The organism is Streptomyces sp. NPDC006610 (assembly GCF_040611575.1).
Taxonomy (GTDB): Bacteria; Actinomycetota; Actinomycetes; order Streptomycetales; family Streptomycetaceae; genus Streptomyces.
In genome coordinates this window covers 81886-105364 of record NZ_JBEXOP010000009.1, presented here as the reverse complement: position 1 = coordinate 105364, position 23479 = coordinate 81886, and the positions used below count along the sequence as shown (strand labels likewise).

Genomic DNA, 23479 nt, shown 5'->3' with positions numbered 1-23479 from the left:
CGCCGGGGCGCCTGGTGCATGATCGGTGAGGCCCCTCGACCTCCAGGGCGGGGAGGCGTCTGCCGAACGCAAAGGAGATGGCCTTGACCATCTGGGAGTCGCTGGCGGTCTTCGTCGCCGGCATGGGGGCCGGCACGATCAACACCATCGTCGGCTCGGGAACGCTGATCACCTTCCCGGTGCTGCTCGCCACGGGACTGCCGCCGGTGACGGCGACCGTGTCCAACGCACTGGGCCTGATTCCCGGATCCGTCAGCGGCGCCATCGGCTACCGGAAGGAACTGAGGGGGCAGCGCGCACTGGTCCTGCGGCTGGGCGTCGCCTCGGCCATCGGCGGGCTGGCGGGAGCGGTGCTGCTGCTCATGCTCCCGGAGACGGCCTTCGAGACGATCGTCCCGGTCCTCGTGGCCCTCGCGCTGGTCCTCGTCGTGCTCCAGCCGCGCATCTCGGCGGCCGTCCAGCGACGCCGCGCCCGCGCCGGAACCGCCGAGCGGGCGCACGGCGGCCCCGTCCTCTTCGGCGGCCTGCTGCTCGCCAGCGTGTACGGCGGCTACTTCACGGCGGCCCAGGGAATCATCTACCTCTCCCTGATGGGCATGCTGCTCCAGGACACCCTGCAGCGTCTGAACGCCGTCAAGAACGTCCTCGCGGCGATCGTGAACAGCATCGCGGCGCTCTTCTTCCTCTTCGTCGCCGACTTCGACTGGACGGCCGTGCTCCTCATCGCCGTGGGCTCGGCCATCGGCGGGCAGCTCGGCGCGAAGATCGGGCGCCGGCTGCCGCCCACGGCGCTGCGCGCCTTCATCATCGTCGTCGGGATCTCCGCCATCATCCAGCTCCTGCGCTGAGACGGGAGCGGAGCGCCGGGGACGGGAGGCGGCGCCCGCCGCCCTCCCTGTCGACCCCTGCTCGCCTACTGCTCACCGAGACGCGCGGCCCGCTGATCCACCTCGACGTCCGAGCGCCGCACGCCGGTGAAGCGGGTCGGCCGGAAGGTCCGCAGGAGGTCCTCTTCCCGGTCGGTCGTGATCTCGGCGGCGACCAGCCGTGCCAGGACGGGCGCGAGGGTGATCCCGCTGTGCGAGACGAGGCAGTAGACGCGGGACCGCGGTGAGGCGTAGCCGGCGACGGTGTGGCCGTCCGCGGGCAGGGACCGCAGGCCGACGCGCAGGTCGATCTCCGGCTCCGGGCCGGGGCGGGTCAGCAGTGCGGAGAACCGCCGGGCGAGGGTGCGCCCGATGTCCCCGTGCGCGGACGGAGGGTCCGCGGGATCGACGTGGGCGTTCAGATCGAGGGCCTGGAGGACGGTCCGTCCGCCGGCGGCGGGGCGGAGGTTCAGACCGGGGCTGTGGACGACGCAGCGCAGGTCGAGTCGCGGTGATCGCGCGTATCCGAGCAGGCCGACGGTCTGCGCTCCGCGGCCGACGTCCGTCACCATGGGAATGTCGATTCCCGCCCGGGCCGCCAGCCGCTGCGTCCACCGGCCCGCCGCCAGGACGACCCGGTCGGCCGTGCGGACCTCCCCTCCGGCGAGGGTCACCGCCACTCCCGCGGGCGTGTCGTCGACGGCCACGGCCTCGCCGGTCGCGCGCTCGGCGCCGTGCCGCTCGGCGTCGGCCAGCAGGGCGGCCACGAAGCGGTCCGGCAGGACGTATCCCTCGCCGGGGAAGTGGGCGACGGTCGTGACGGCCGCCGGGACGCGGAGGTCGCCCGCGATCCGCGTCGCCTCCGCGGGCGTGACCCAGTGCGCCGGGTAGCCGAGGGACCGCAGCCGTTCGACGTTGTCCGCGAGCCACTGCCCGTTCGCGGCGTCCGCCCACTGCAGGGCCCCGCTGGGGAAATAGGCGGGGGCGCCGCGCAGCTGCCGGGCGAGCCTGGCGTGCTCCTCCATCCCGGCCAGGTTGAGGCGGTGGTAGTGCGGGTCGGTCTTCCGGCTGGAGTTGATCCAGGCGAACGTGGTCGCGGTCGTACCCGTGCCGGGTTCGCTCCGGTCGAGCAGGAGGACGTCCTGCCCGAGGAGGGCGAGGTGCCGCGCGACGCTCACGCCGAGCGCTCCGGCGCCGATGACGATGACCTTCATGGTGCGCACATCTCCTTTCCGGCAGCGACAGGCTGCTCACACGGGCGGGACGGGCAGTTCCAGGAAGAACTCGGCGGTTCCCGGCCGGACCAGGGTCGTGACCACTTCGACGGTGGTTCCGTCGTCGGCGCGCAGTTCCCTGCGCCTGCTGAGCGCGGGCGTTCCGGCCTCGCTGTTCAGGAGGGCGGCGTCGTGCTCGTCGAGGACCACCGGGTCGAGGTAGACGCGGATCGCGTCGATCGGCACGCCGTTGCGCCGGAGGTACGGGAGGGTGACGAGGTCTTCGAGGTTCTCGTTCAGCAGGTCGGGGGCCACCGCGAAGAGCACGACGTGCCGCTCGACGGACTGCGGCTCCTCGCGCACGTCGAGCTTGCGGCGGACCAGTTCGACGACGGCGGTGTCGGCGGCGGCGCCGGGGAGGGGCAGCACGGCGTCGGCGGCCCTGACGATCCGGGCCGAGACGACGTCGTGCCTGCCCGGTACGCCCTTCGCGGCGGCCGCGGGGGTGACGAAGTTGAGCAGGTTGATCTGCCGTGTCACGTCGGCGACGAACGTTCCGTGGCGTCGCCGGCGGATCGCCAGTCCGGCTTCGGCGAGGTCGTTGAGGACGCGCTGTGCCGTGGCCCGGCTCACGCCGTGCTCGGCGGCCAGATCCTTCTCGGTCGGCAGCCGAGCGCCGGGGAGGAGCTCCCCGGACCGGATCCTGGCTTCGATCCCTCGCCTGATCCGTACGTACAGCGGCACGGTCACATGTGGACCGTACATTCAGGGAATTGACCGGTCAATTGGCGGGGCGAGGTCGGTTCGTCGGTGGCGGAGCAGTGAGTGCCTGCCATTGCCCCGGCGCCCTCCGGGGACTCGTACAGCCCGCCCCGGGCTCCGGGGCTCCCGGCCGCCGGTCAGCGGGACAGACCCCAGGTCTGCAGGGCATAGGGGCGCCCCTTCTCCTCACCCCGGATCAGCGGCACGTCGAGCAGGGTGAAGCCCGCCTTGGTGGCCACGGCGACGCTTGCGGCGTTCTCGGCCTCCAGCTCCAGGATCACCCGGTCCACGCCGAGGTGGTCGAAGGCGTACGCGGCCATCACCCGCACCGCCCGCACCGCCAGCCCCCGGCCGCGGTGGGCCGGGCCGACCGCGTAGCCGAGTTCGGCGCCCTCGGGGGCGCGCCGCAGCATCACCTCGCCGAGCGGTGCGCCGCCGTCGACGGTGATGGCCAGCAGGACGGCCGTACCCGACGCCCGCAACTGCCGGTCCCGGGCCAGCCGGGCGCGGGCGGCCGCCTGATCGAAGGGCGAGACGATCGGCGTCCAGTACGCGATGTCGGGGTGGTCGAACAGATCCGGCATCGCGGCCAAATCCGCCTCCGCCCAGTCGCGCAGGACGAGCCCCTCCCCCGCCAGCTCGATCCGCTCGGGGAAGGACGACATGGTGCCGCTCATGCGGGGAAACCTCCTGGCCTGGTCCGGACGGGGCAGGATATCCGGGGCCCTGCCCGGGCTCGACCGGCGCCCGCGCGAGTGATGCACAGGTCCATGGCCGCGCGCCGGTCGCCGAACCGGCCGGCGCTCGACGGCCGTCCCGGCACCGGGAGATGGCCGAGGAACCCCCGGACGGGATCACGCGCTCGCCACGTCCGTGGGAGGACCGCCGGACGACGGTGTCCGCGTTGCTCTGTCGACCCCGCGCCGCCGCGCCCTAGACTGTCAACTCACAGACGGGTGGTCGTAGTTGACCAGGGGGAGCCGCCATGTCCGGTAATCCGTACGCTCCGGGACCGGAATTCGCGGCGCCCCCGATGCCACCGGGTCCGCCGCCCGTCGCGCCGGACGGTGCGCGGGCCGTCGCCGTCGCCGTGCTCAACCTCAGCGGCCTCGGGCTCGGCTACGCCCTCCTGCGCCGGTGGCTCGCGACGGCCGTGTGCTGGGCGGTCACCGCGGTGCTGCTCTTCGTGGCGCTGCCGGCCGACGCGGACGGGGTGCCGGTCGTCGCGCTCGTCCTGTACCTCGCCTTCCTCGCGCTCGCGGCCGTACACGGTGCGGCCGGGGGATTGCGCAGGCCGTTGGCGTGGCCGGGGCGGGCCCCCGTCGCGCTGGTGCTGGGCCTGGCACTGCTGCTCGTTCCGGCGGGTGCCGTCGTGCTGTACGACGACGCCCGGGAGGAGGCCGTCGAGCAGATGCTGCTGGACCGGCTGGAGCGGGCGGACCGCCTGGTGGCGGCGGCCGGGAAGCAGGACTTCGCCGACGCAGAGCCGGACTACCGCAGGGCGCTCGCCGTCTACCGCGGTCTCAGCGACGACCATCCCGGCTCGCGGGCGGCGCAACGCGTCCCCGCGCGGATGAAGACGTACTACACGACGGTCGCGGCGCCCTACGCGGACGACCAGTACTGCGCCGCGGTGGAACCCCTCGAGTTCCTGCGCACCGTTCCGGACCGCATGGCCGACGAGGACCTCGGCGCTCTGCGGACCTGGCCCGACGACCGGCTGGCCACCTCGCTCTACGAGTGCGCCTCGGCCAAGCTGGCGGGCGGCGACGGCGGCTGGGCGGCGGAGTTCGGCAAGCTGCTGGGCGCCTTCCCCGACTCCGAGCAGGCGGGGAAGGTCGATTCCGCCGTCGGCTCCGCGGTGGACGGCGCGGCACGAGGCGTGAAGGGCGACGACCCGTGTGCCGCCGTCGAGGAACTGCGGGCCCTCGGCACGCAGATCTCCGGCCTGGCCGGCGGGGACGCCGGCGCGGAGGGCCTGGCGGCGCACGCCGACCGGGCCGAGGCGCGCGCCGGCACGGGCGCGTACGCGTGCGGCGTGGACCAGTACCGGGACGGCGAGTTCACGGCGGCCCAGGAGACGATGAACGCGTTCGTCGCCGACCACGGCGACCACCGCGACAGCGCCCGCGCCCGCAAGATCGCCATCGCCGCGGAGATCGCGCAGACCGTCCCGGAAGCCGGCAAGCGGTTGCCGACGACCGCCTCGGGCGGCAGCATCTCCGTCACCGTCAAGAACGACAGCCCGGACGCCATACGCGTCCTCTACACCGGTCCGGTGACCGGCAGCCTCACCCTCCCTGCGTGCGGGAACTGCAAGAGCTACGACCTGGGGAGCACGCTCGGGCCGGCCTTCGAGCCCTGCAGCGACAGCGGCAAGAGCTACCCGCAGAAGACGATCACCCTGCCGCCGGGAACGACGTACTTCCTGCACAAGCCGCAGAGCGGCGGCGTCTCCACCCCGGCCTCGGACACCGCGAAGCTGGAGCCCGGTTACGTCTACACGGAATGCGCTTACGAAACGAAGGCCCTGGGCAGCGGCATCTGAGCGTCCGGGAGCGGGGACGCGGCGCCGGGGACGCCGTCAGGGGTGAGGAGCCCCGCTCGTGAGGGCGCGCGTGGCCGAGTCGGGCGGCCGTGAGTTCCCACCGGCCGCCCGTCGGCGTTTTCGGGTGCGGGGGCGGGTCCCTCGGCGCCGGTCCGTCGTTGCGGCGAGCGGGTGACCGATCCGCGCCCCGGGACCGACGCCGCCGCCTCAACACCCCTCACCTGCGCCTCTGTTGAGGCCGCGCCTCGTCATCTCCCTGTTGCAGCGCGGTTCGGGCGGCTTGGTTCGACCTCCCCACCTCTTTCAACTTTCTGAGGACAAAGTATGGACGGCGAGAGGGGAAGTCCTTACCGTCTTGGACGCAACCACTCCCCCATGCACAGCGCAACCGCACAGCGCGCCCCGTACTTCGCCGGACCGTGCCCGCCCGCCTTCGCCGTTCGTCCCGGTCCGGAGGCCGGCTCACCCCTGACCCCGTGTCCGCGGTCCATGCCCTCGAGCGCCAGGAGGAAGAGTGAGTCATCGGCCGTACCGCCGGCTTCGCAGACATGCTGTGGGGCTGGCACTCGCCGCAGTCGTCGTCGGAAGCTGGACCCCCGTCGCCGCCCAGCCCGTTCGGACCTCCGCCGCGGACGTCCCCCCGCAGGAACCCGGAGTGACCCTGCGCGTCTTCGACATGCAGGTGCCCCTCAAGAAGCTCTGCGAGCTGAAGGGCGGTCAGACGCCCAACATCGACAAGCTGATGCCCACCGTCGACTGGACGTCGGACGCCGACTTCGGCATGGCCGCCAACTTCGTCTCCCACGTCGTCGCCAACCTCCGGGTCCCGCAGGACGGTACGTACGCCTTCCGGCTGATCAGTGACGACGGCTCACGCCTGTACGTCGGGGACCGGACGGTCGTCGACCACGACGGTCTGCACGGCGCCGAACCCAAGGACGGCACCGTCGAACTGACGGCGGGCCTGCACCCGTTGCGCATCGAGCACTTCGAGGCGGGCGGCGGCCAGCAGCTCACCCTCCAGTGGAAGCCGCCCGGCGCCGCGGACTTCACCCTCGTGCCCAACTCGGCGCTGAGCACCGACGCCGGCGTCGTGCGCGTCACCGCACCCGGTCGCAAGGAGTGCATCGGCGGTCAGGACAGCCCGGGCGACGGCCTGCCGCTGGCCGGCGTCCACCCGAACTACACCCTCACCGACCTGCGCCCCGCCGGTTTCGAACCCAAGGTCTCCGCCATGGACTGGCTGCCGGACGGCAGACTGGCCGTGTCCACCTGGGGAGAGAGCGACACCTCTGACGGCGAGGTCTACCTCCTGGACAACGTCACCGGCGACACCGGACCGGAGAAGGTCACGGTCAAGAAGGTCGCCACGGGGCTCAAGGAGCCCATGGGCATCACGTACGTCGACGGCAGGCTGTACGTCTCGGAGAAGCACCAGCTGACCGAGCTGAACGACCACGACGGCGACGACGTCACCGACGAGAAGAAGAAGATCGCCTCCTGGCCCTACGGCGGCAACTTCCACGAGTTCGCCTTCGGCCTGCTCCACGACAAGGGCAGCTTCTACCTGAACCTGTCCGTCTCCATCAACTACGGCGGCGCCACGACCGATCCGCAGCCGGCCGAGGGCGGCCGCGGCACGACCATCAAGGTCGACAGGGCGACCGGCAAGGTCTCCTACGTCGCCGGAGGCCTGCGCACGCCCAACGGCATCGGCTGGGGCCCGGACAAGGGCATCTTCGTCACCGACAACCAGGGCGGCTGGCTGCCGTCGTCGAAGCTGCTGCACATCAAGCAGGACCGATTCTTCAACCACTACACGCGCTACCGGGACGGCACGGGCGAGGACGCCTCCTTCCGCCCCGGCCCGTTCGACGACCGCCCGGTGACCAAGCCGGTCCTGTGGCTGCCGCAGAACGAGATCGCCAACTCGCCCAGCACTCCGCTGCTGTTGAAGAAGGGACCCTTCGCCGGGCAGATGCTCTTCGGCGACGTCACGTACGGCGGGATCCAGCGCGCCAGCCTGGAGAAGGTCGACGGCGAGTACCAGGGAGCCGTCTTCCGGCACACCCAGGGCCTGGAGGCGGGCGTCAACCGCATCAGCGTCGGCCCCGACGGGGCGATCTACGCCGGCGGCCTCGGCGCCGACGGCAACTGGGGCCAGGAGGGCAAGCTCCGCTTCGGCCTGCAGAAACTGACGCCGAACGGCGCCAACGCCTTCGACATCCACTCGATGCGCGCCACGCGCGACGGCTTCGTCCTCACCTACACCCGGCCCCTCTCCCAGGAGACCGTCGACAAGCTCGCCCAGAGCTACCAGGTCCGCCAGTGGCGTTACTCCCCCACGCCCGAGTACGGCGGCCCCAAGATCGACGAGGAGCCGCTGACCGTGTCCCGCGCCGTCGTCTCGGACGACCGCAAGCAGGTCCGGCTGGACATCCCCGGCCTCAGGACCGACCGCGTGGTGCACATCCGCTCCCCGCGCCCCTTCGCCGCGGACAACGGCGAGGCGCTGTGGAGCACCGAGGCCTGGTACACCCTCAACGCGATCCCCGGCAGGAAGACGCCCGTCACCGACTACGAGGCGGAGGAGGCCGGGCTCGGCGGCGGCGCCGGCGTCAACAAGGACCATCCCGGCTTCTCGGGCGGCGGCTTCGTCGACCGCTACGGCACCCCCGGCGCCACCACCACGTTCCGCGTCGACGTCGCCAGGAAGGGCGCGTACGACGTGGGCCTGCGCTACGCCAACGGCCCCCATCCCTTCCACGGCGACAAGAGGATCAGCCTCTACGTCAACGGGGAGAAGGTCCGCCGGACAGTGCTCCCGCCGACCGCCGACTGGGACACCTGGGCCACGCAGAGCGAGAGGCTGACGCTGCGCAAGGGCGTCAACACCATCGCCTACCGGTACGACGACGGGGACGACGGCCATGTCAACCTCGACATGATCCACGTCGACCGTCCCGGAGAGCGCATCAGCCTGTTCGACGGCGGCAGCCTGTCGCAGTGGCAGCACACCGACGGCCGTGCGGTCGAATGGCCCCGCGCCGAGGGCGACTCCGTCGAGGTGTGCTGCGGGGACATCCGCACCAAGCGGAACTTCGGCGACCACCGGCTGCACGTCGAGTTCCGGGTCCCACAGCTCCCCGACGACGTCACCGGCCAGGACCGCGGCAACAGCGGCGTCTACCTCCAGAACCGCTACGAGATCCAAATCCTCGACTCCTACGGCGTGGCCGCCCTCGCCGACAACGAGGCAGGCGCCATCTACCAGCAGAAGGCCGCCGACACCAACGCCTCGACGCCGCCGGGGACCTGGCAGTCGTACGACATCGTCTTCCGGGCCGCGCGCTACGACAGCGCCGGGCAGCTGACCGAGAAGGCGCGGGTCACGGTGGTGTGGAACGGGGAAACCGTCCACGACGACGTGGCCCTCGACGGACCGACCGGCGGCGGCATCGCCGAAGGCCGGGCCACCGGGCCGATCAAGCTCCAGGACCACGGCAACAAGGTCCGCTACCGCAACGTGTGGGTCGAGCCCCTGAGCTGACCGACCGCACGCCGGCTCCGACCGCGCGTGGCACGGCCGCACCCGCCGGCCGTGCCACGCGCGGCGCGCGCACTCCCGGCCGTGCTCGGGTGGCGGGGTCCTGCGCCGGGGACCCGGCCCGCCAGGACCGCGACGACGGCCCGGTGGCCCGGTTGCGCGAAGGAAGAAATCCCGTCCGAGCGACCGGGTCTCCCCTGCTACGGTGAGCCGATGGCATCGGTGAGACAGGTTCAGGTCACCTTCGACTGCGCGGATCCCGAGCGCGTGGCGCGCTTTTGGTGCGAGGTGCTGGGGTACGTCGTACCGTCTCCACCGAAGGGGTTCGCCTCCTGGGAGGCGTACCACCGCTCGCTGCCGCCCGAGGAGCGCGGTGCCTGGTTCGCCTGCGCCGATCCCTCGGGCGTGGGTCCCCGCCTGTACTTCCAGCGCGTTCCCGAAGGGAAGGTCGCCAAGAACCGGGTGCATCTCGACGTGCGGGTCGGCACCGGCCTCGTGGGCGAGGAGCGTCTGGCGACGCTGGAGACCGAATGCGCCCGGCTGGTCGCGCTCGGCGCGGTCCGGGTGCGGCTGCTGACCGCCGACGAGGACAACGAGTCGTGCATCGTGATGCAGGACGTCGAGGGCAACGAGTTCTGTCTCGACTGAGCCCCCCGCCGGAGCGCGTCCGGTCATGCCTTCCACGTATGGAAGCAGGCATTGGACCGGACGGGACCGGGCTGATTCGGTGGTGACGCGCGAGACACGTGGCGCCGGGGGCCCACGCCCTGCGGCACACGGCGCGGCGCACGGCGCACGTGTGCGGGCCATCGACGGGAGGGCATGACGTGAAGACGACGAACGGGTTGCCGGCGGACGGGAACAGGCCGTCGGGGCGGGGACGCGTGCGGCCGGACGGGGCGTCCCGGCGGGGCGTGCTGCGCGCCGGGGCGGCCGGTCTCGCGACCGGGACGGTGGCGGTGTCCGGAGCGGGGACGGCCGCCGCGGCCGGAACGAGCGCGGAGGCGACGCACGCCGGCCGAACTCCTGGGCCCTACCACGGCAAGGTCGTCCTGATCACCGGCGCCACCTCGGGCATCGGTGCGGCGGCGGCCCGGCTGCTGGCCGACGCGGGTGCGCGGGTCTGGTTCTGCGGTCGGCGCGAACAACTGGGCCGGCGGCTGGAGTCCGCGATCCGCGCGGCCGGCGGCGAGGCCACCTACGTCCGTGCGGACGTGCGCGACGAGGACCAGGTACGCCGGTTCGTCACTGCCTGCGCCGAGCGTCACGGGCGGCTCGACGTGGCCTTCAACAACGCCGGCGTCGAGAGCCCGCGCGCGGTCCGCCTGCACGAGCAGACGCTGGACGACATGACGGCCGTGTGGCGGACGAACGCCGCCGGGGTCTTCCTCGCGATGAAGTACGAGATCCCGCACATGCTGGAACAGGACGGCGGCGGCGTCATCGTCAACACGGCCTCGATCTCGGCGGAGGTCGGATTCGCCACCCTCGCCCCGTACAACGCGAGCAAGCACGCGGTGGCCTCGCTGACCAAGGTGGCCGCCCTCGAATACGCCCGCCAGGGCATCCGGGTGATCGCGTTCGCCCCGGGTGCGGTCGACACGCCGATGCTGCGCCGGGCGGCGGAGGCGTTCGGGATGACCTACGAGGAGATCGCGCGGGACTATCCGATCGGCCGCATCGTCGGGGCTCAGGAGATGGCCCGGGTCATGATGTGGCTCGGCTCGCCCGACGCGGCGCCGCTGATCGGCACCGACGTCGACGCGTCCGGGGGCTACCTCACCGGCTGAGACGACCGTCGCCCCGGTGTCCCGCGGAGCCCTCCCGACCCCCGCCGCGGCCGGTGCCGGACGCCCCCGCGGAGCACTTCGCGACGTCCGCGACATCGGCGGCGGCCCCGAGAACCTTGGCGACCTCAGCGACCTCGGGGCTTCGGGGCGCGGGAGCAGGATGACGCTGGACAGTGCGGCGGCCGAACTGGTGGACCGTGAGCTGGAACCCGCCAAGCGTGCCCTCGCCGAGCGGATCGTTCGGGACCACACCGGCATGGCCCGCTGAGGCGCGGCACCGTCCTGTCTCCCCCACGGCGCCGTGCGACGGCGTCGGCTGCGGTGCGGGCGGGCGCTGAGGCGGGCGGCCTGGCGCGTCAGGTGAGCGCGTTGGGCGGCGCGGCCAGGAACGGGCGCACCTCCAGCCACTCGTGGATCGGCCTCCCGCCCGCTCCGGGCGCGGCCGACAGTTCCCCGGCCAGCTCCACGGCCCGCTCCTCGCTGTCGACGTCGATCACCATCCAGCCGGCGATGAGGTCCTTGGTCCCGGCGAACGGGCCGTCGGTGACCGGTGGGCGCCCCTCGCCGTCGTAGCGGACCCACATGCCCTCGGGCGCGAGCGCCTGGCCGTCGACGAACTCGCCGGTCTTCTCGAGCCGGGCCGCGAAGTCCTGCATGTACTGCAGGTGCGCCGTGATCTCCTGGGGCGTCCACTGGTCCATCGGTACGTCGTTCACCGCCGGCGGGGCGCCGCGGTAGTGCTTGAGCAACAGGTACTTGGCCATGGTGTCTCTCCTCTTGTCCCGGCGCGGCCCCTTGTGGCCGGCGTTCACCCCAGGGACGGAGCCGGACGCGGGTTCGCGACATCGCGTCCGGACTGTTTTCTCCGCCGGGTCCAGGAAGCGGCCTCCGGCGGTCCGGGGCAACCGGGGCGGGTCCGGGGGCGGCCCGCGGAGGATGCCGGTGGTCGGCCGGTGAGGGCGGCCGGGCGGATGCCGGCGGGGGCGGGCGGGGGCGGGCGGCGGTTTTTCGTCACAGGGTCGAAGGGGTCGTGGTACGGGGGCGCAGGAGCATGCGGGAGGACCGGTCGACCAGGTCCCGCATGACCGCGAGGTGGGCCGTGTCGCCGGGCAGCTCGTCCAGCAGGTGCCGGGCCTGGTCGCGGAAGGCGCCGACGTCCTTCTCGTAGACCGCGAGAACCTCGGGGCCGAGCAGCAGGTCGGTGAGGTCGGCGCGGGCGGCCGCCGAGGTCCTGGCGGCGGCGTGCAGGGCCGTGATCCGCCGGACGGCGGCGGGGGCGCCCGTCTCCAGAGCGCAGGCGAGCAGGTAGGTGGGGGTGCCGTTGAGGAGGTCCTCGTGGCGGCCGGAGTCGATGTCCTCCTGGTCGTTCAGGAGCTGCCACAGAATGCCGAACACCTCGCCGAACCGGCGCCACCGTCCCACCCGTGGCTCCGCGGCGCCGGCCAGCCGCGCGGCCATGGCCGTGATCATGCTGAACGGTGCGCCGGACTTGCCCAGGTAGGCCGCGGTGACCGAGTCCCGCGTGGCGGTGGTCGGCTCCGCGTGGAGGTCCCTGAGCTGGCCCTCCGTCGCCTTGATCCAACAGGTGACGACCTCGGTGGAGAGCGCGCCCCGCACGGGTTCCGGGATACGGTCGGAACGGAGGACGAGAAGGGGCAGGGGGGCCGCGGCGACGACCGTGGCGAGCAGTGCGTCGCCGTCGTCGCCCGGGCGGCCGCGGCCGTGGTCGCCGTGCGCGTCGGCCAGGTCGTCCAGCCAGCAGGCCGAAGCCCACCAGAGGTCGTGGACGACGGTCAGGGGCAGCGCCGGTCGGGGATCTCCCGTCTCCACGGCGTGGACGATCAGCGGCAGGACCGACAGGGGGTAGCGGAAGGTGCGGCGCTCCAGGAACCGGGCGACCGCCGCGCGGACCGACGGCGCCGAGGCGCCGAGCGTGTCGAGTGCGGCCCGTCGCTCCGCCGCGATGCCGGCGGCCATGCGGCGGTGCAGGTCGAGGTACGACGTCGTGGTCATGTGGTCCCTCGTGTCACTCACGGGTCGCGGACGTCCTGTCCAGGGAGTCGAGCAGGAGGCGTTCGGCCGGGGTGAACTGCGGCTCGGACACGGGCGGGCGCACGGGGCCGACGAGGGCCGTGAGCAGGACTCGGGGCCTGAACAGTGACGCGGGCGGCGCCTGGAGGGTCAGTACGTCGGTCAGGGCCGTGGCGGCGTGGAAGGAACCGGTGGCGGTGCGGGACAGCCGGCCGACGTAGCGGTGCAGGAGGCGGTCGACGAGGTCGGGTTTCCTGCCCCGAGTGGTGGCGAAGTGGATGTCCTGTCCGGTGGCGAGGGCCCATGCGGCGTTCACGGAGCGGCCGATGGCGCGTTGCGCCCGGTGCGCCGGTCCGGGAGCGGGCCCGCTCGCCAGAATGCGGCGCAGGGCCACCGCGCCCTGCGCGGCCACGGACATGCCGTGGCCGTACACGGGGTTGAAGGCCGCGACGGCGTCGCCGAGGACGACGAGGCCGTCCGGCCGCCCGCCGAGCCGTTCGTAGTGGTACCGCGTGTTGGCGGTGCTGTGGGTGACGCTCACGTCGGTGAGGGGTTCGGCGTGCCGCAGCAGGTCGGCCACGATGGGGTGCCGCAGTGTGCGGGCGAAGGGTTCGAACGCGTCGGCGCTGCGGGTGGGGTGGCTGCCGGGGCCGCCCATCACGCTCACGTGCCAGCGATCGCCCTCGATCGGCAGGATCGCGCCCGCGGTGGGGGGCTGCGGCAGGCGCGGGTCGGCGTTGACCGAGACCATGGGCCAGTCACGGGTGGGGACCGGGGCACGGTAGATGCGGCTGGCGTAGACCAGCCCCGAGTCCACGCGCTCCACCCGCGGCCCCGGGACGCCCAGGTCGCCGAGCCATTGAGGCGTGCGGGAGGAGCGGCCGGAGGCGTCGATGACGAGGTCGGCCTGGAGCTCCGACTCCGTTCCGTGGGCGTCGCGCACACGCACACCGGTGAGGGCGTGCCGGTCTCCGAGGAACCCGACGGCCTTCGTGTGCGTCCGCAGCCCGATCCGCGCGTCGGCGAGTACGTGCCGGCGCACGACGGAGTCGGTCAGGTCCCGGCTCGCGGCGATCAGGAAGTGCGTGGCCCGCTGCCAGCGGCGGTACCAGCCCTCGGGCGAGTGGATGACCATGTTGGTGGTCATCGGGATGCGATGGGCGCCCGCCTCCAGCAACGCGTCGACGCTGCCCGGCAGGAGTTCGTCCAGAGCGCGGGCGCCGCCGCTCGGCAGGAGATGGATGTGCACGGCCTGCGGAACGCCGGTGCGCCGCTCGGGGCCGTCGGGCAGTTCGTGCGCCTCGACGATCTCGACGGACGCCGCGTGGTCCTTGACGGCGGCCGCGGCGAGCATGCCGGCGACGCTGCCGCCGATGACGACGACGCGGGCGGGATGCCGGCGTGGAACTCTACTCACGGTGGGCTGCTTTCGGCAGGGGCACGAAGTGCTCGAGTACGTCGTGGACAACGGGCGAGGAAAGCGCCAGGGACAGCGGGGCCAGGTCCTGCGCACGCCACACGAAGGGCTGTGCCGGGTCGTGGACCTGATCGGGCCGGGCGCGCTGCTTCTCGCGCGCGGCGAGGATCATCGCCGCGTCCGCGATGGCCGCGGCCCGGGGTTCCTCCGCTCCGTGCCGGCGTGCGGCGCGGTGGGCCGCGTCCCGTACCGCGGGGTCGCAGTACGGGCCCAGGGCGAGGAGGGCGTCGTAGAGGGCGGTGCGTCGCCAGGTCAGGAGTACGGCCGGTGGGGTGCGCCACCACGGCATCACCGTGCGGACGGCTCCGGGCGTGGGTACGTCCCGCAGGGCCCGCCAGAGCGGGGTGAGGCGCCACAGCTGCCGGACGATGCCGGTGAGGGCCGCCAGGCGCGGGCCGATCAGCGGAAGCGTGAAGCCGATGGCGCCGAGGACGGCGGAGGGAGCGGCGAGTTGCGGGGCCACCGGATACACGAGGAAGTCGAGGTCGTGCCCCGTCCAGCGGGCGCCCACCGCGACGAGTTTGATGACGTCGTAGAGCACGTGCAGCGCATAGGCGGGGACCAGGAAGCGCAGGCCCGCGCGGAGTGACCCGTGGACCTTCTTGGACCATTGCCAGCACAGCGTGGTCGTCGCCGTCGTGGCCACGCCGTGCGCGATCAGATACGTGACGATCATCTCCCGGATGTACGGCGTCTCGGCGTAGTAGGCGTCGAAAAGGACGAGTTGCTCCACCGGCGTGCTGCCGGCCCCGAACAGGAGGAAGATCGCCAGGATGGCCACGCCGTACGCGCCGACGCAGATGCGGGACACCCTGCGGGTCTGCTCGGGGGGCGCCGGCCGCCAGTTGATGATCAGCAGAAGGCTGGCCGCCGAGTACGCGGTGGTCGCCGCGTAGACCACGGGGGCGGCGAAGTTGGTGACGCCGCTGAGCCGGTTGAGTTCGACGATGGACCGGGGCGCGGCGAGGATCATGACGCAGCCGCCGGCGAAGAGCAGCAGGCAGGCGGCGCGCAGCATGGGGTCGTGCGGTCTGCGCACCAGTGCCGGGATCTTCAGGGCGCACACCAGTAACAGGATGAGCCCGCTCAGGTAGAAGACGGCGCTGCCGGATGGGGTGTCCACGGTCCTCGTTCTCTTCTCGGCGCGGGCGGCGACTGCGGGGCCGCACCGGTGGGTGTCAGGTCTCGCGCAGCCGGTGCGTCATGGTGACCTGGATGCGGCCGGCCACGCCGCGTGCGGTGACGCGGTGGGCGGCGTCGTCGAGGACCGCTTGTACGTCGGTGGCGAACCGGAAACCGAAGAGTTCCGCCTCGACTTCCGCGTCGAGGCTGCGGGAGTCGGTTCGTGCGGCGAAGTGCAGGGTCGCGTCCGTCCGCCCGTCGAAGGGCTCGTCGACAGGCACGTCGAGGGCTTCCGAGAGTTCGGCCACGACGTCCGTGAGAGCACCGAGCGCGTCGGCGTCGTCGGCCCGTGATGCCGCGGAGCCGTAGGCGGTGACGTGGCCGCAGTGGTCGTTGAACATGTGCCAGGCCTCATGGCCGATGATGACGAGTTGGTGCCCGGGGTCGGTGTTCTCCTCGAAGACGATGAGATCGTGACCGGCCCGGTCCAGCCAGAATCCGCTGGCGGTCATCGGCGGAAAGGGGGCCGCGCGTAATCGCACCGGTCTGCCGCGTACCTCGCTGAGCGCCCGTTCGAGTGCCGCGGTGACGTCCTCGTCCTCCGCGAGCGACCGCACCCGACCGGCGAGGTGCGCGCTCAGCCTGCGCATTGCTTTGGTTCCCCTACTCACTGAATCCTCTTCGTCGTCGCCAAGTCCAGGAGAGCCCGCCGAGTTGCGGCCGAGCGGTATCGGCGAAGGCGCTCGGCCGGGGGTGGTGCGGCCAGGTGCGGTGGTCGGGTCCGGGCATGCTAGCCGTGCGCCCGCCGGAGGGGCAACGATCATTGAAGCCATGGTCGCTCCTCGCGCGGGCGTCGGGGATGACGACCGGTGGGGGGCGGGTGGAGGTGGCTGTTCACAGGATCGCAACACGCGTTCTCATGATGCGAACAGTTCCCGTGACGACTCGACAGACGCGGGCGTGCACTGCCACTCTCCCGCCATGCGCTTAGCCTCGTGCGCGTCGTTCCGCGCCGCAACCGTCGCCTCCGCCGCCGTTCTCGCTCTCGCCGCGGGTTGCGCTCCGCAGCCCGAGGAGCAGCCGGCCGGCGCTCCCTCCGGCTCCGGGCCGTCCGGGACACCGTGTACCGAGGGCGAGTTGGCCACCAAGACCGCCGGCCGGCTGACGATCGCCACCGACTCGCCCGCCTACGAGCCGTGGTTCAAGGACGACGATCCCGCCAACGGCGAGGGCTTTGAATCGGCGGTCGCCTATGCGGTGGCGCGGCAGCTCGGCTACGACCGGAAAGAGGTCGTCTGGCAGTCGGTGCCCTTCAACAAGGCGTTCGCCCCGGGCGAGAAGACCTTCGATTTCGACGTCAACCAGGTGTCGATCAGCGACGAGCGCTAGAAGGCGGTGGACTTCTCCTCCGGCTACTACGACGTCCGACAGGCCGTCGTCGCGCTCAAGGGCTCCGAGGCGGCGAAGGCGACGAGCATCGCCGATCTGCGGGAGGTGAAGCTGGGCGCCCAGGTCGGCACCACCAGTCTCGACCACATCCAGGACATCGTGCGGCCGAAGCGGGATCCGGCCGTGTACGGCAAGAACGACCAGGCCAAGTCCGCGCTGAGGAACGGTCAGGTCGACGCCGTCGTGGTCGACCTGCCGACCGCCTTCTACATCACCTCCGCCGAGGTGACCGACGCCGAGATCGTCGGCCAGTTCGCGGACGGGGGCGCGGGACGCGAGCAGTTCGGCCTGGTCCTCGACAAGGGCAGTGCGCTGACCCCCTGTGTGACACGGGCCGTCGACCGGCTGCGTGAGGACGGCACGCTCGCGGCGATCGAGCAGCGGTGGCTGTCCGACGCGGTGGACGTTCCGGTGCTCAAGTGACGGTCGTCAAGGAGAACTCCGGCCACGAGGGCGCGGACGACGGCGAAACCGCGCCGGGCGGGGCCGACGCGTATGTTCCCTCGCGGCGGCGCGTCGAGCGCGAGGCGTACCGACGCGCCCGCGCCCGTCGCGCGACGGCGATCGCGGCGCTGTCCACCCTCGTCACCGGGGTCGTGCTCTATCTGGTCGTCGTCAACGCGCCCGGCTGGCCGCGCACCCGGCAGACCTTCTTCTCCGGTCAGTACGCGCGCGAGGCGTTGCCGAAGGTGCTCGAAGGGCTGTGGCTGAACGTCCGGCTGCTGCTCGTGTGCGGCGCAGCCGTCGTCGTCCTCGGCATGCTGATCGCCGTCGCCCGCACGCTGAAGGGCCCGGTGTTCTTTCCGCTGCGGGTGCTGGCCGCCGCGTACACCGACTTCTTCCGCGGTCTGCCGCTGATCATCAACCTGATGATCGTGGTCCTGGGTGTGCCGGCGCTCCGCCTGCAGGGCGTGACCGTGGACCCGGTCCTGCTCGGGGGTACGGCGCTGACACTGACGTACTCGGCCTACGTGGCCGAGGTGTTCCGCGCCGGCATCGAGTCCGTCCATCCTTCCCAGCGCGCGGCGGCCCGCTCGCTGGGGCTGACCAACCGGCAGGCGCTGCGCCATGTGGTGCTCCCTCAGGCGGTACGCCGGCAGGTGCCGCCGCTGCTGAACGATCTGGTCTCGCTCCAGAAGGACACGGGGCTGGTGTCGATCGGCGGGGCGGTGGACGCCGTGCGCGCCGCCGACGTCATCGCGGGCCGCAGCCTCAACTACACCCCCTACGTCGTCGCCGGGCTCGTCTTCGTGGCGCTGACGATCCCGATGACCCGCTGCACGGACTGGGTCACCGCTCGGATGGACCGCCGCCGGGCCCAGGGAGGCGCACTGTGAGCGGCACCCCCTCTCGGCCGGACTCCCCCACCGCGCCCGTCCTGCGCATGGAGTCCGTCCGCAAGTCCTTCGGCGACACGGTCGTCCTGCGCGACGTCGGCCTGGAGGTCGCCCCGCACACCGTGACCGCCCTCGTCGGGGCGTCCGGGTCCGGCAAGTCGACGCTGCTGCGGTGCGCGAACCTGCTGGAGGAGATCGACGACGGCGCAATCTGGCTGGACGGCCGGGAGATCACCGATCCACGCGTGGACCGGGACGCCGTGCGCCGCCGGATCGGGGTGGTCTTCCAGGCGTACAACCTCTTCCCGCACATGACGGTCCTCGACAACGTCACCCTGGCCCCGCGGCGGGTGCACAAGGTGGACCGCGCCGAGGCCGAGGCGCACGCCCGCGAGCTGCTCGACCGGCTCGGACTCGGCGCCAAGGCCGGCGAGTTCCCCGATCGCCTCAGCGGCGGTCAGCAGCAACGCGCGGCGATCGTGCGGGCGTTGGCGGTCCGTCCCCGGTTGCTCCTCCTCGACGAGATCACCGCCGCGCTCGATCCGGAGCTGGTCGGCGAGGTCCTCGCGGTGGTCCGCGACCTCAAGGACCAGGGCATGACCATGGTGTTGGCCACGCACGAGATGGGCTTCGCCCGGGACGTCGCCGACCAGGTGTGCTTCCTGGCGGACGGGGTGATCCTGGAACGCGGCACGGCGCAGCAGGTGTTCGGCGCCCCACGGCAGGAACGCACCCGGCGCTTTCTGCGCCGGATCGTGGAGGCGGGCCGTCTGTGACCAGTCCGGCCGAGCTGCGCGCGTACGGCCCGGTGTCGACGGCGAGGAGGACGGCGCAGCCGCTCGCATCAGCGGCGAACACGGTGCGCACTCCGGTCCGCTCACACGGACGTCCGCCCGGGCGCCGCGCCTCCCGGCAGAGGCGCGTGGCCGGGGTCCGCGGAACCCGGCCACGCGGTTCACCACTGCCGGAGCGTCACTGGTAGACCCGCACGTAGTCGACGAGCATCCGCGCCGGGAACGGCGTGGACGCGTCGGGCGGTCCCGGCCAGTCGCCGCCGACGGCGAGGTTGAGGATCAGGTAGAAGGGATGGTCGAAGACCCACGGACCGCGGGTCTGCTCGATCTGGGCCTTGTCGAGTGTGAGGACGGTCCGGCCGTCGAGACTGTAGACGATGCCCTTGCTGTCCCACTGGGCGGCCCACACATGGAAGTCGTCCGAGTAATCGGCGTCCCCCGGAAGCTTGTAGGGGGCCCCGATCCCGCCGGCGCCGTTGTACGCCGGCGCGTGGACGGTCGAGTACGAGGTCTTCACGTCCTTGCCGAGGACCTCCAGGATGTCGATCTCGCCGTTGTACGGCCAAGGACGGCCGTCGAGGAAGTCGGCGCCCATCATCCAGAAGGCGGGCCACAGACCGTTGCCCTTGGGCACCTTGATCCGGGCCTCGACCCGGCCGTACGTGAACTCGAACTTGTTACCGGTGTTGATCCGGGCGGACGTGTACTGGCAGGTGCCGCTTCCGGTGAGCGGGTCGGTCGGGCACGAGGAGCCGGGGGTCGCCTGCTTGCGTGCCTCGAGGACGAGGTGGCCCGCCCCGTCCATGCTCACGTTGTCGTTGTCGGTGTAGTACTCCAGCTCGTTGTTGGGGCCGGTGCCGGGGTCCGCGCTCCACTTGGCCGGGTCGGGCTTGGTGCCCGCCGGGGAGTTGAACTCGTCCTGCCAGACGATCCGGGGCGGGTCGGCGGGGTCGGGCGGCGACGGGGGCGGGGTGATCGGCGCTCCGCCGGTGCCGTACACCTGGAACTCCCACAGGGAGTAGCCGTACTGGGTGGCGCGCTGGGTGCCGTAGAGGCGGACGTACCGGCCGGTGCCGGAGACGGTCAGGGTCTGCTTGAAGCCGGTGCCGGTCGTGGTCGAGTAGATCGGGGTCCAGTTCGCGTTGTCGGGTGAGACCTGGATCTGGAACGACCTGGCGTAGGCCGGGTCCCACTGCAGCACCACCTTGCTGATCTGCGCCGTCGCGCCCAGGTCGACGGAGATCCAGCCGGGATCGGTCCAGCCGTTGGTGGGGCTGGTCGCCCAGCGGGTGGCGGGGTCGCGGTCGAAGGCCCGGGCCGGGGAGCACTCCCAGCAGTGGCCGTCGTGCTGCGAGCTGGACGCCGCGCCGGTCCTGCCGTAGGACAGGAGCTTCTCGCCGGGGTCCGGGCCGGTGCCGGTGTCCTTGGCGCCGAACACCTGGAACTCCCACAGGGAGTAGCCGTACTGGGTGGCGCGCTGGGTGCCGTACATGCGGACGTACCGGCCGGTTCCCGAGACGGTCAGCCGCTGATGGCCGCCGGTGCCCGAGGCGGTCTCGTGGACCGTGGACCAGGTGCGGGCGTCGGCGGACACCTGGATCTGGAACGCCTTGGCGTGGGCGGTTTCCCAGTTGAGGGCGACCTCGCTGATCCTGGCGGAAGCGCCCAGGTCGACCTGGATCCACTGGGGGTCGGCGAAGGCGCTGGACCAGCGGGTGCCCGGATCGCCGTCCACGGCGTTGGCGCCGGCGAACGGGTTCTCCGTGGACGAGACCGTCACCGGTCTGCCCTGGGAGAGCAGGGGATCGGCGGCGTGCGCGGGCGGTGGACCCGGTACACCGGCGAACGACAGCAAGGTGACCGCCAGGGCTATGAGCAGGCCCAGGCGGCGACGCATCGGACTCACGGCGGCTCCTCGAAGCAATCGAGTGGGGCGAGAACGACAGGGAGCGCTCTCTGGAGGGGGAGCCTGCTGCCGCCGGGAAGAGGTGTCAAGATTTTTCGTTCACCTTGAGAAAACATGTGATGCGGACCTGACGGAGGGTCAACCCGCCTTGCGTGGACGCAGGGTTCGCCATGTGCCGCGCCTGTCGGCGGCAGCCTTCGCGAAACCTTCCCGGTCGCGGCGCAGTGCGGCGGATCGGCGAACGGCCGGGTTCTCACCGACGCCGCGACCGGACCGGGCCCTGGGCGCACCAGCGCTCAACTGCTACTTAATGAAAGATGAAAGATAAGTGATGACAGATCCTTGACCGCTCCGTCTCGTTACGGGCAAGGTTCCCGGGAGCGCTCTCCCCATGTCGTTCTCGTTTCCAAGGAGTCCCCACATGCCCCTGGTTGGCATACCGTCAGTGGCGCCCCCGCCACCCCGCAGATCCGCACGCCGAGGCGTCGTCGGCGCGGTGGTCACGGCCCTCGCCGCCACCCTTCTCACCTTCGCCCCGGCCCAGGAGGCCGAGGCCGCGCCCGTGCTGCTGTCCCAGGGCAAGCCGGTCACCGCCTCCAGCCAGGAGCACGGCGGCACGCCGGCCGTCGACGCCGTCGACGGCAACTCCGGCACCCGCTGGTCCAGTGCCCACTCCGACCCGCAGTGGATCCGCGTCGATCTCGGCGCGACCACCCAGGTGAGCCAGGTCGTCCTGGACTGGGAGGCGGCGTACGGCAAGGGCTACCGCATCGAGCTGTCCACCAACGGCACGGACTGGTCGACGGCCTACCAGACCACCACGGGCGACGGCGGCACGGACACCGTCAACGTGACGGGCGAGGCCCGTTACGTGCGGATGTACGGCACCGCCCGCGCCACCCAGTGGGGCTACTCGCTCTGGGAGTTCAAGGTGTACGGCGAGAGCGGCACCGGAGGCCCGCAGCTGCCGGGCGGCGGCGACCTCGGCCCGAACGTGCACGTCTTCGACCCGTCGACGCCGGGCATCCAGGCCAAGCTGGACGAGGTGTTCCGCCAGCAGGAGTCGGCGCAGTTCGGCAGTGGCCGGCACGCGTTCCTGTTCAAGCCGGGCACGTACAACAACCTCAACGCCCAGATCGGCTTCTACACCCAGATCGCGGGCCTCGGCCTGAAGCCCGGCGACACGACCATCAACGGTGACGTGACGGTCGACGCCGGCTGGTTCAACGGCAACGCCACCCAGAACTTCTGGCGGGCGGCCGAGAACCTGGCGCTGAACCCGGTGAACGGCACCAACCGGTGGGCGGTCTCCCAGGCGGCGTCGTTCCGTCGTATGCACGTCAAGGGCGGGCTGAACCTCGCGCCGAACGGCTACGGCTGGGCCAGCGGCGGCTACATCGCCGACTCGAAGATCGACGGCCAGGTCGGCAACTACTCGCAGCAGCAGTGGTACACCCGCGACAGCGCCATCGGCGGCTGGTCCAACTCCGTGTGGAACCAGGTCTTCTCGGGTGTCGAGGGCGCCCCGGCGAACAGCTTCCCCGAGCCCCGCTACACCACCCTGAACACCACCCCCATCTCCCGCGAGAAGCCGTTCCTCTACCTGGACGGCAGCGAGTACAAGGTGTTCGCGCCGGCGAAGCGCACCAACGCCCGCGGCACCACCTGGGCGAGCGGCACCCCGCAGGGCGAGTCGATCCCGCTGAGCAAGTTCTACGTCGTCAAGCCCGGCGCCACCGCCGCCACCATCAACCAGGCGCTCGCCCAGGGCCTGCACCTGCTGTTCACCCCGGGCGTCTACCACGTCGACCGGACCATCAACGTCGACCGGGCCAACACCATCGTGCTGGGCCTCGGCCTGGCCACGATCATCCCCGACAACGGGGTGACCGCGATGCGGGTCGCCGACGTCGACGGCGTGCGGCTGGCCGGCTTCCTCATCGACGCCGGCACCGTCAACTCCCCGACCCTGCTGGAGGTCGGCCCGCAGGCAGCCTCCGCCGACCACGCTGCCAACCCCACCACCGTCCAGGACGTCTACATCCGGATCGGCGGCGCGCACGCGGGCAAGGCGACCACCAGCATGGTCGTCAACAGCGACGACACGATCATCGACCACACCTGGGTGTGGCGGGCCGACCACGGCGACGGCGTCGGCTGGGAGACCAACCGCGCCGACTACGGGGTCCGCGTCAACGGCGACGACGTGCTGGCCACCGGCCTGTTCGTCGAGCACTTCAACAAGTACGACGTCGAGTGGTACGGCGAGCGCGGACGCACGATCTTCTACCAGAACGAGAAGGCGTACGACGCGCCCAACCAGGCCGCCATCCAGAACGGCTCCACCCAGGGCTACGCCGCCTACCGCGTCGACGACTCCGTCGACACGCACGAGGCGTGGGGCCTGGGCAGCTACTGCAACTACAACGTCGACCCGTCCATCCGCCAGCACCACGGCTTCAAGACCCCGGTCAAGCCGGGCATCAAGTTCCACAGCCTGCTGGTGGTGTCGCTCGGCGGCATGGGCCACTACAACCACGTCATCAACGACACGGGCGCGTCCACGGTTCCCGCGGGAACCACGACCGTGCCGTCCACCCTGGTGTCGTTCCCCTGACACCCCGCCCGCCGGCCGC

General features: G+C 71.8%; 17 protein-coding genes and 1 pseudogene. 9 read left to right on the top strand and 9 right to left on the bottom strand.

Going from position 1 to position 23479, the window contains the following annotated elements:
• The first annotated feature begins 77 nt into the window (after positions 1-77).
• Positions 78-848, top strand: coding sequence for a sulfite exporter TauE/SafE family protein (locus ABZY13_RS09990; RefSeq protein WP_356628688.1), 771 nt, complete (start codon positions 78-80; stop codon positions 846-848).
• A 65-nt stretch (positions 849-913) separates the two neighbouring features.
• On the opposite strand, the gene ABZY13_RS09985 is transcribed toward ABZY13_RS09990, so the two are convergent.
• The 3 genes from ABZY13_RS09985 to ABZY13_RS09975 form a co-directional block, all read right to left on the bottom strand.
• Entirely contained in the window at positions 914-2080 is a 1167-nt protein-coding gene (locus ABZY13_RS09985) for an FAD-binding oxidoreductase (RefSeq protein ID WP_356628686.1), read from the bottom strand.
• Between the two features lie 36 nt (positions 2081-2116).
• A complete protein-coding gene (locus ABZY13_RS09980; RefSeq protein ID WP_356628684.1) occupies positions 2117-2830 on the bottom strand; it encodes a GntR family transcriptional regulator in 714 nt (237 codons plus the stop codon).
• 149 nt (positions 2831-2979) lie between these two features.
• A complete protein-coding gene (locus ABZY13_RS09975) occupies positions 2980-3519 on the bottom strand; it encodes a GNAT family N-acetyltransferase (protein ID WP_356628682.1) in 540 nt (179 codons plus the stop codon).
• 308 nt (positions 3520-3827) lie between these two features.
• On the opposite strand from ABZY13_RS09975, the gene ABZY13_RS09970 reads away from it, so the two are divergent.
• The 4 genes from ABZY13_RS09970 (at position 3828) to ABZY13_RS09955 (ending at position 10727) form a co-directional block, all read left to right on the top strand.
• Positions 3828-5390 (top strand): hypothetical protein, encoded by a 1563-nt coding sequence (locus ABZY13_RS09970; protein WP_356628680.1) that lies wholly within the window; start codon positions 3828-3830, stop codon positions 5388-5390.
• 514 nt (positions 5391-5904) lie between these two features.
• Entirely contained in the window at positions 5905-8940 is a 3036-nt protein-coding gene (locus tag ABZY13_RS09965) for a family 16 glycoside hydrolase (RefSeq protein ID WP_356628678.1), read from the top strand.
• A 210-nt stretch (positions 8941-9150) separates the two neighbouring features.
• Positions 9151-9585 (top strand): VOC family protein, encoded by a 435-nt coding sequence (locus ABZY13_RS09960; protein ID WP_356628676.1) that lies wholly within the window; start codon positions 9151-9153, stop codon positions 9583-9585.
• A gap of 179 nt (positions 9586-9764) precedes the next feature.
• Positions 9765-10727, top strand: a complete 963-nt coding sequence (locus ABZY13_RS09955) for an SDR family oxidoreductase (protein ID WP_356628674.1) — start codon at positions 9765-9767, stop codon at positions 10725-10727.
• A gap of 356 nt (positions 10728-11083) precedes the next feature.
• Here ABZY13_RS09955 and ABZY13_RS09950 read toward each other — a convergent pair whose 3' ends face one another.
• The 5 genes from ABZY13_RS09950 to ABZY13_RS09930 all read right to left on the bottom strand — a co-directional run bounded on the left by ABZY13_RS09950 (position 11084) and on the right by ABZY13_RS09930 (position 16007).
• Positions 11084-11491, bottom strand: a complete 408-nt coding sequence (locus ABZY13_RS09950; protein WP_356628672.1) for a YciI family protein — start codon at positions 11489-11491, stop codon at positions 11084-11086.
• Positions 11492-11738: 247 nt separating this feature from the next.
• Positions 11739-12761, bottom strand: coding sequence for a polyprenyl synthetase family protein (locus tag ABZY13_RS09945; protein WP_356628670.1), 1023 nt, complete (start codon positions 12759-12761; stop codon positions 11739-11741).
• Entirely contained in the window at positions 12754-14175 is a 1422-nt protein-coding gene (locus ABZY13_RS09940) for an FAD-dependent monooxygenase (protein ID WP_356628668.1), read from the bottom strand. The genes ABZY13_RS09945 and ABZY13_RS09940 overlap by 8 nt, the downstream gene beginning before the upstream one ends.
• Positions 14168-15358, bottom strand: a complete 1191-nt coding sequence (locus ABZY13_RS09935) for an MAB_1171c family putative transporter (protein WP_356628666.1) — start codon at positions 15356-15358, stop codon at positions 14168-14170. The genes ABZY13_RS09940 and ABZY13_RS09935 overlap by 8 nt, the downstream gene beginning before the upstream one ends.
• 55 nt (positions 15359-15413) lie before the next feature.
• Positions 15414-16007, bottom strand: a complete 594-nt coding sequence (locus tag ABZY13_RS09930) for a toxin-antitoxin system, toxin component (RefSeq protein WP_356628664.1) — start codon at positions 16005-16007, stop codon at positions 15414-15416.
• A gap of 331 nt (positions 16008-16338) precedes the next feature.
• Here ABZY13_RS09930 and ABZY13_RS09925 point away from each other — a divergent pair.
• The 3 genes and pseudogenes from ABZY13_RS09925 to ABZY13_RS09915 all read left to right on the top strand — a co-directional run bounded on the left by ABZY13_RS09925 (position 16339) and on the right by ABZY13_RS09915 (position 18919).
• Positions 16339-17229 (top strand): annotated as a pseudogene (locus tag ABZY13_RS09925) (ABC transporter substrate-binding protein).
• Positions 17226-18143: an amino acid ABC transporter permease gene (locus tag ABZY13_RS09920; RefSeq protein ID WP_356628662.1), complete on the top strand. Its 918-nt coding sequence runs from the start codon at positions 17226-17228 to the stop codon at positions 18141-18143. Before ABZY13_RS09925 ends, ABZY13_RS09920 begins: the two are co-directional and overlap by 4 nt.
• Before the next feature lie 47 nt (positions 18144-18190).
• Positions 18191-18919, top strand: a complete 729-nt coding sequence (locus tag ABZY13_RS09915) for an amino acid ABC transporter ATP-binding protein (RefSeq protein WP_356628834.1) — start codon at positions 18191-18193, stop codon at positions 18917-18919.
• Between the two features lie 196 nt (positions 18920-19115).
• Here ABZY13_RS09915 and ABZY13_RS09910 read toward each other — a convergent pair whose 3' ends face one another.
• Positions 19116-20834: a discoidin domain-containing protein gene (locus ABZY13_RS09910; RefSeq protein ID WP_356628832.1), complete on the bottom strand. Its 1719-nt coding sequence runs from the start codon at positions 20832-20834 to the stop codon at positions 19116-19118.
• A gap of 430 nt (positions 20835-21264) precedes the next feature.
• On the opposite strand from ABZY13_RS09910, the gene ABZY13_RS09905 reads away from it, so the two are divergent.
• The gene (locus ABZY13_RS09905) at positions 21265-23460 is read left to right on the top strand and encodes a discoidin domain-containing protein (RefSeq protein WP_356628660.1); all 2196 of its coding nucleotides are present in this window, start codon (positions 21265-21267) and stop codon (positions 23458-23460) included.
• The last annotated feature ends 19 nt before the right edge of the window (positions 23461-23479 follow it).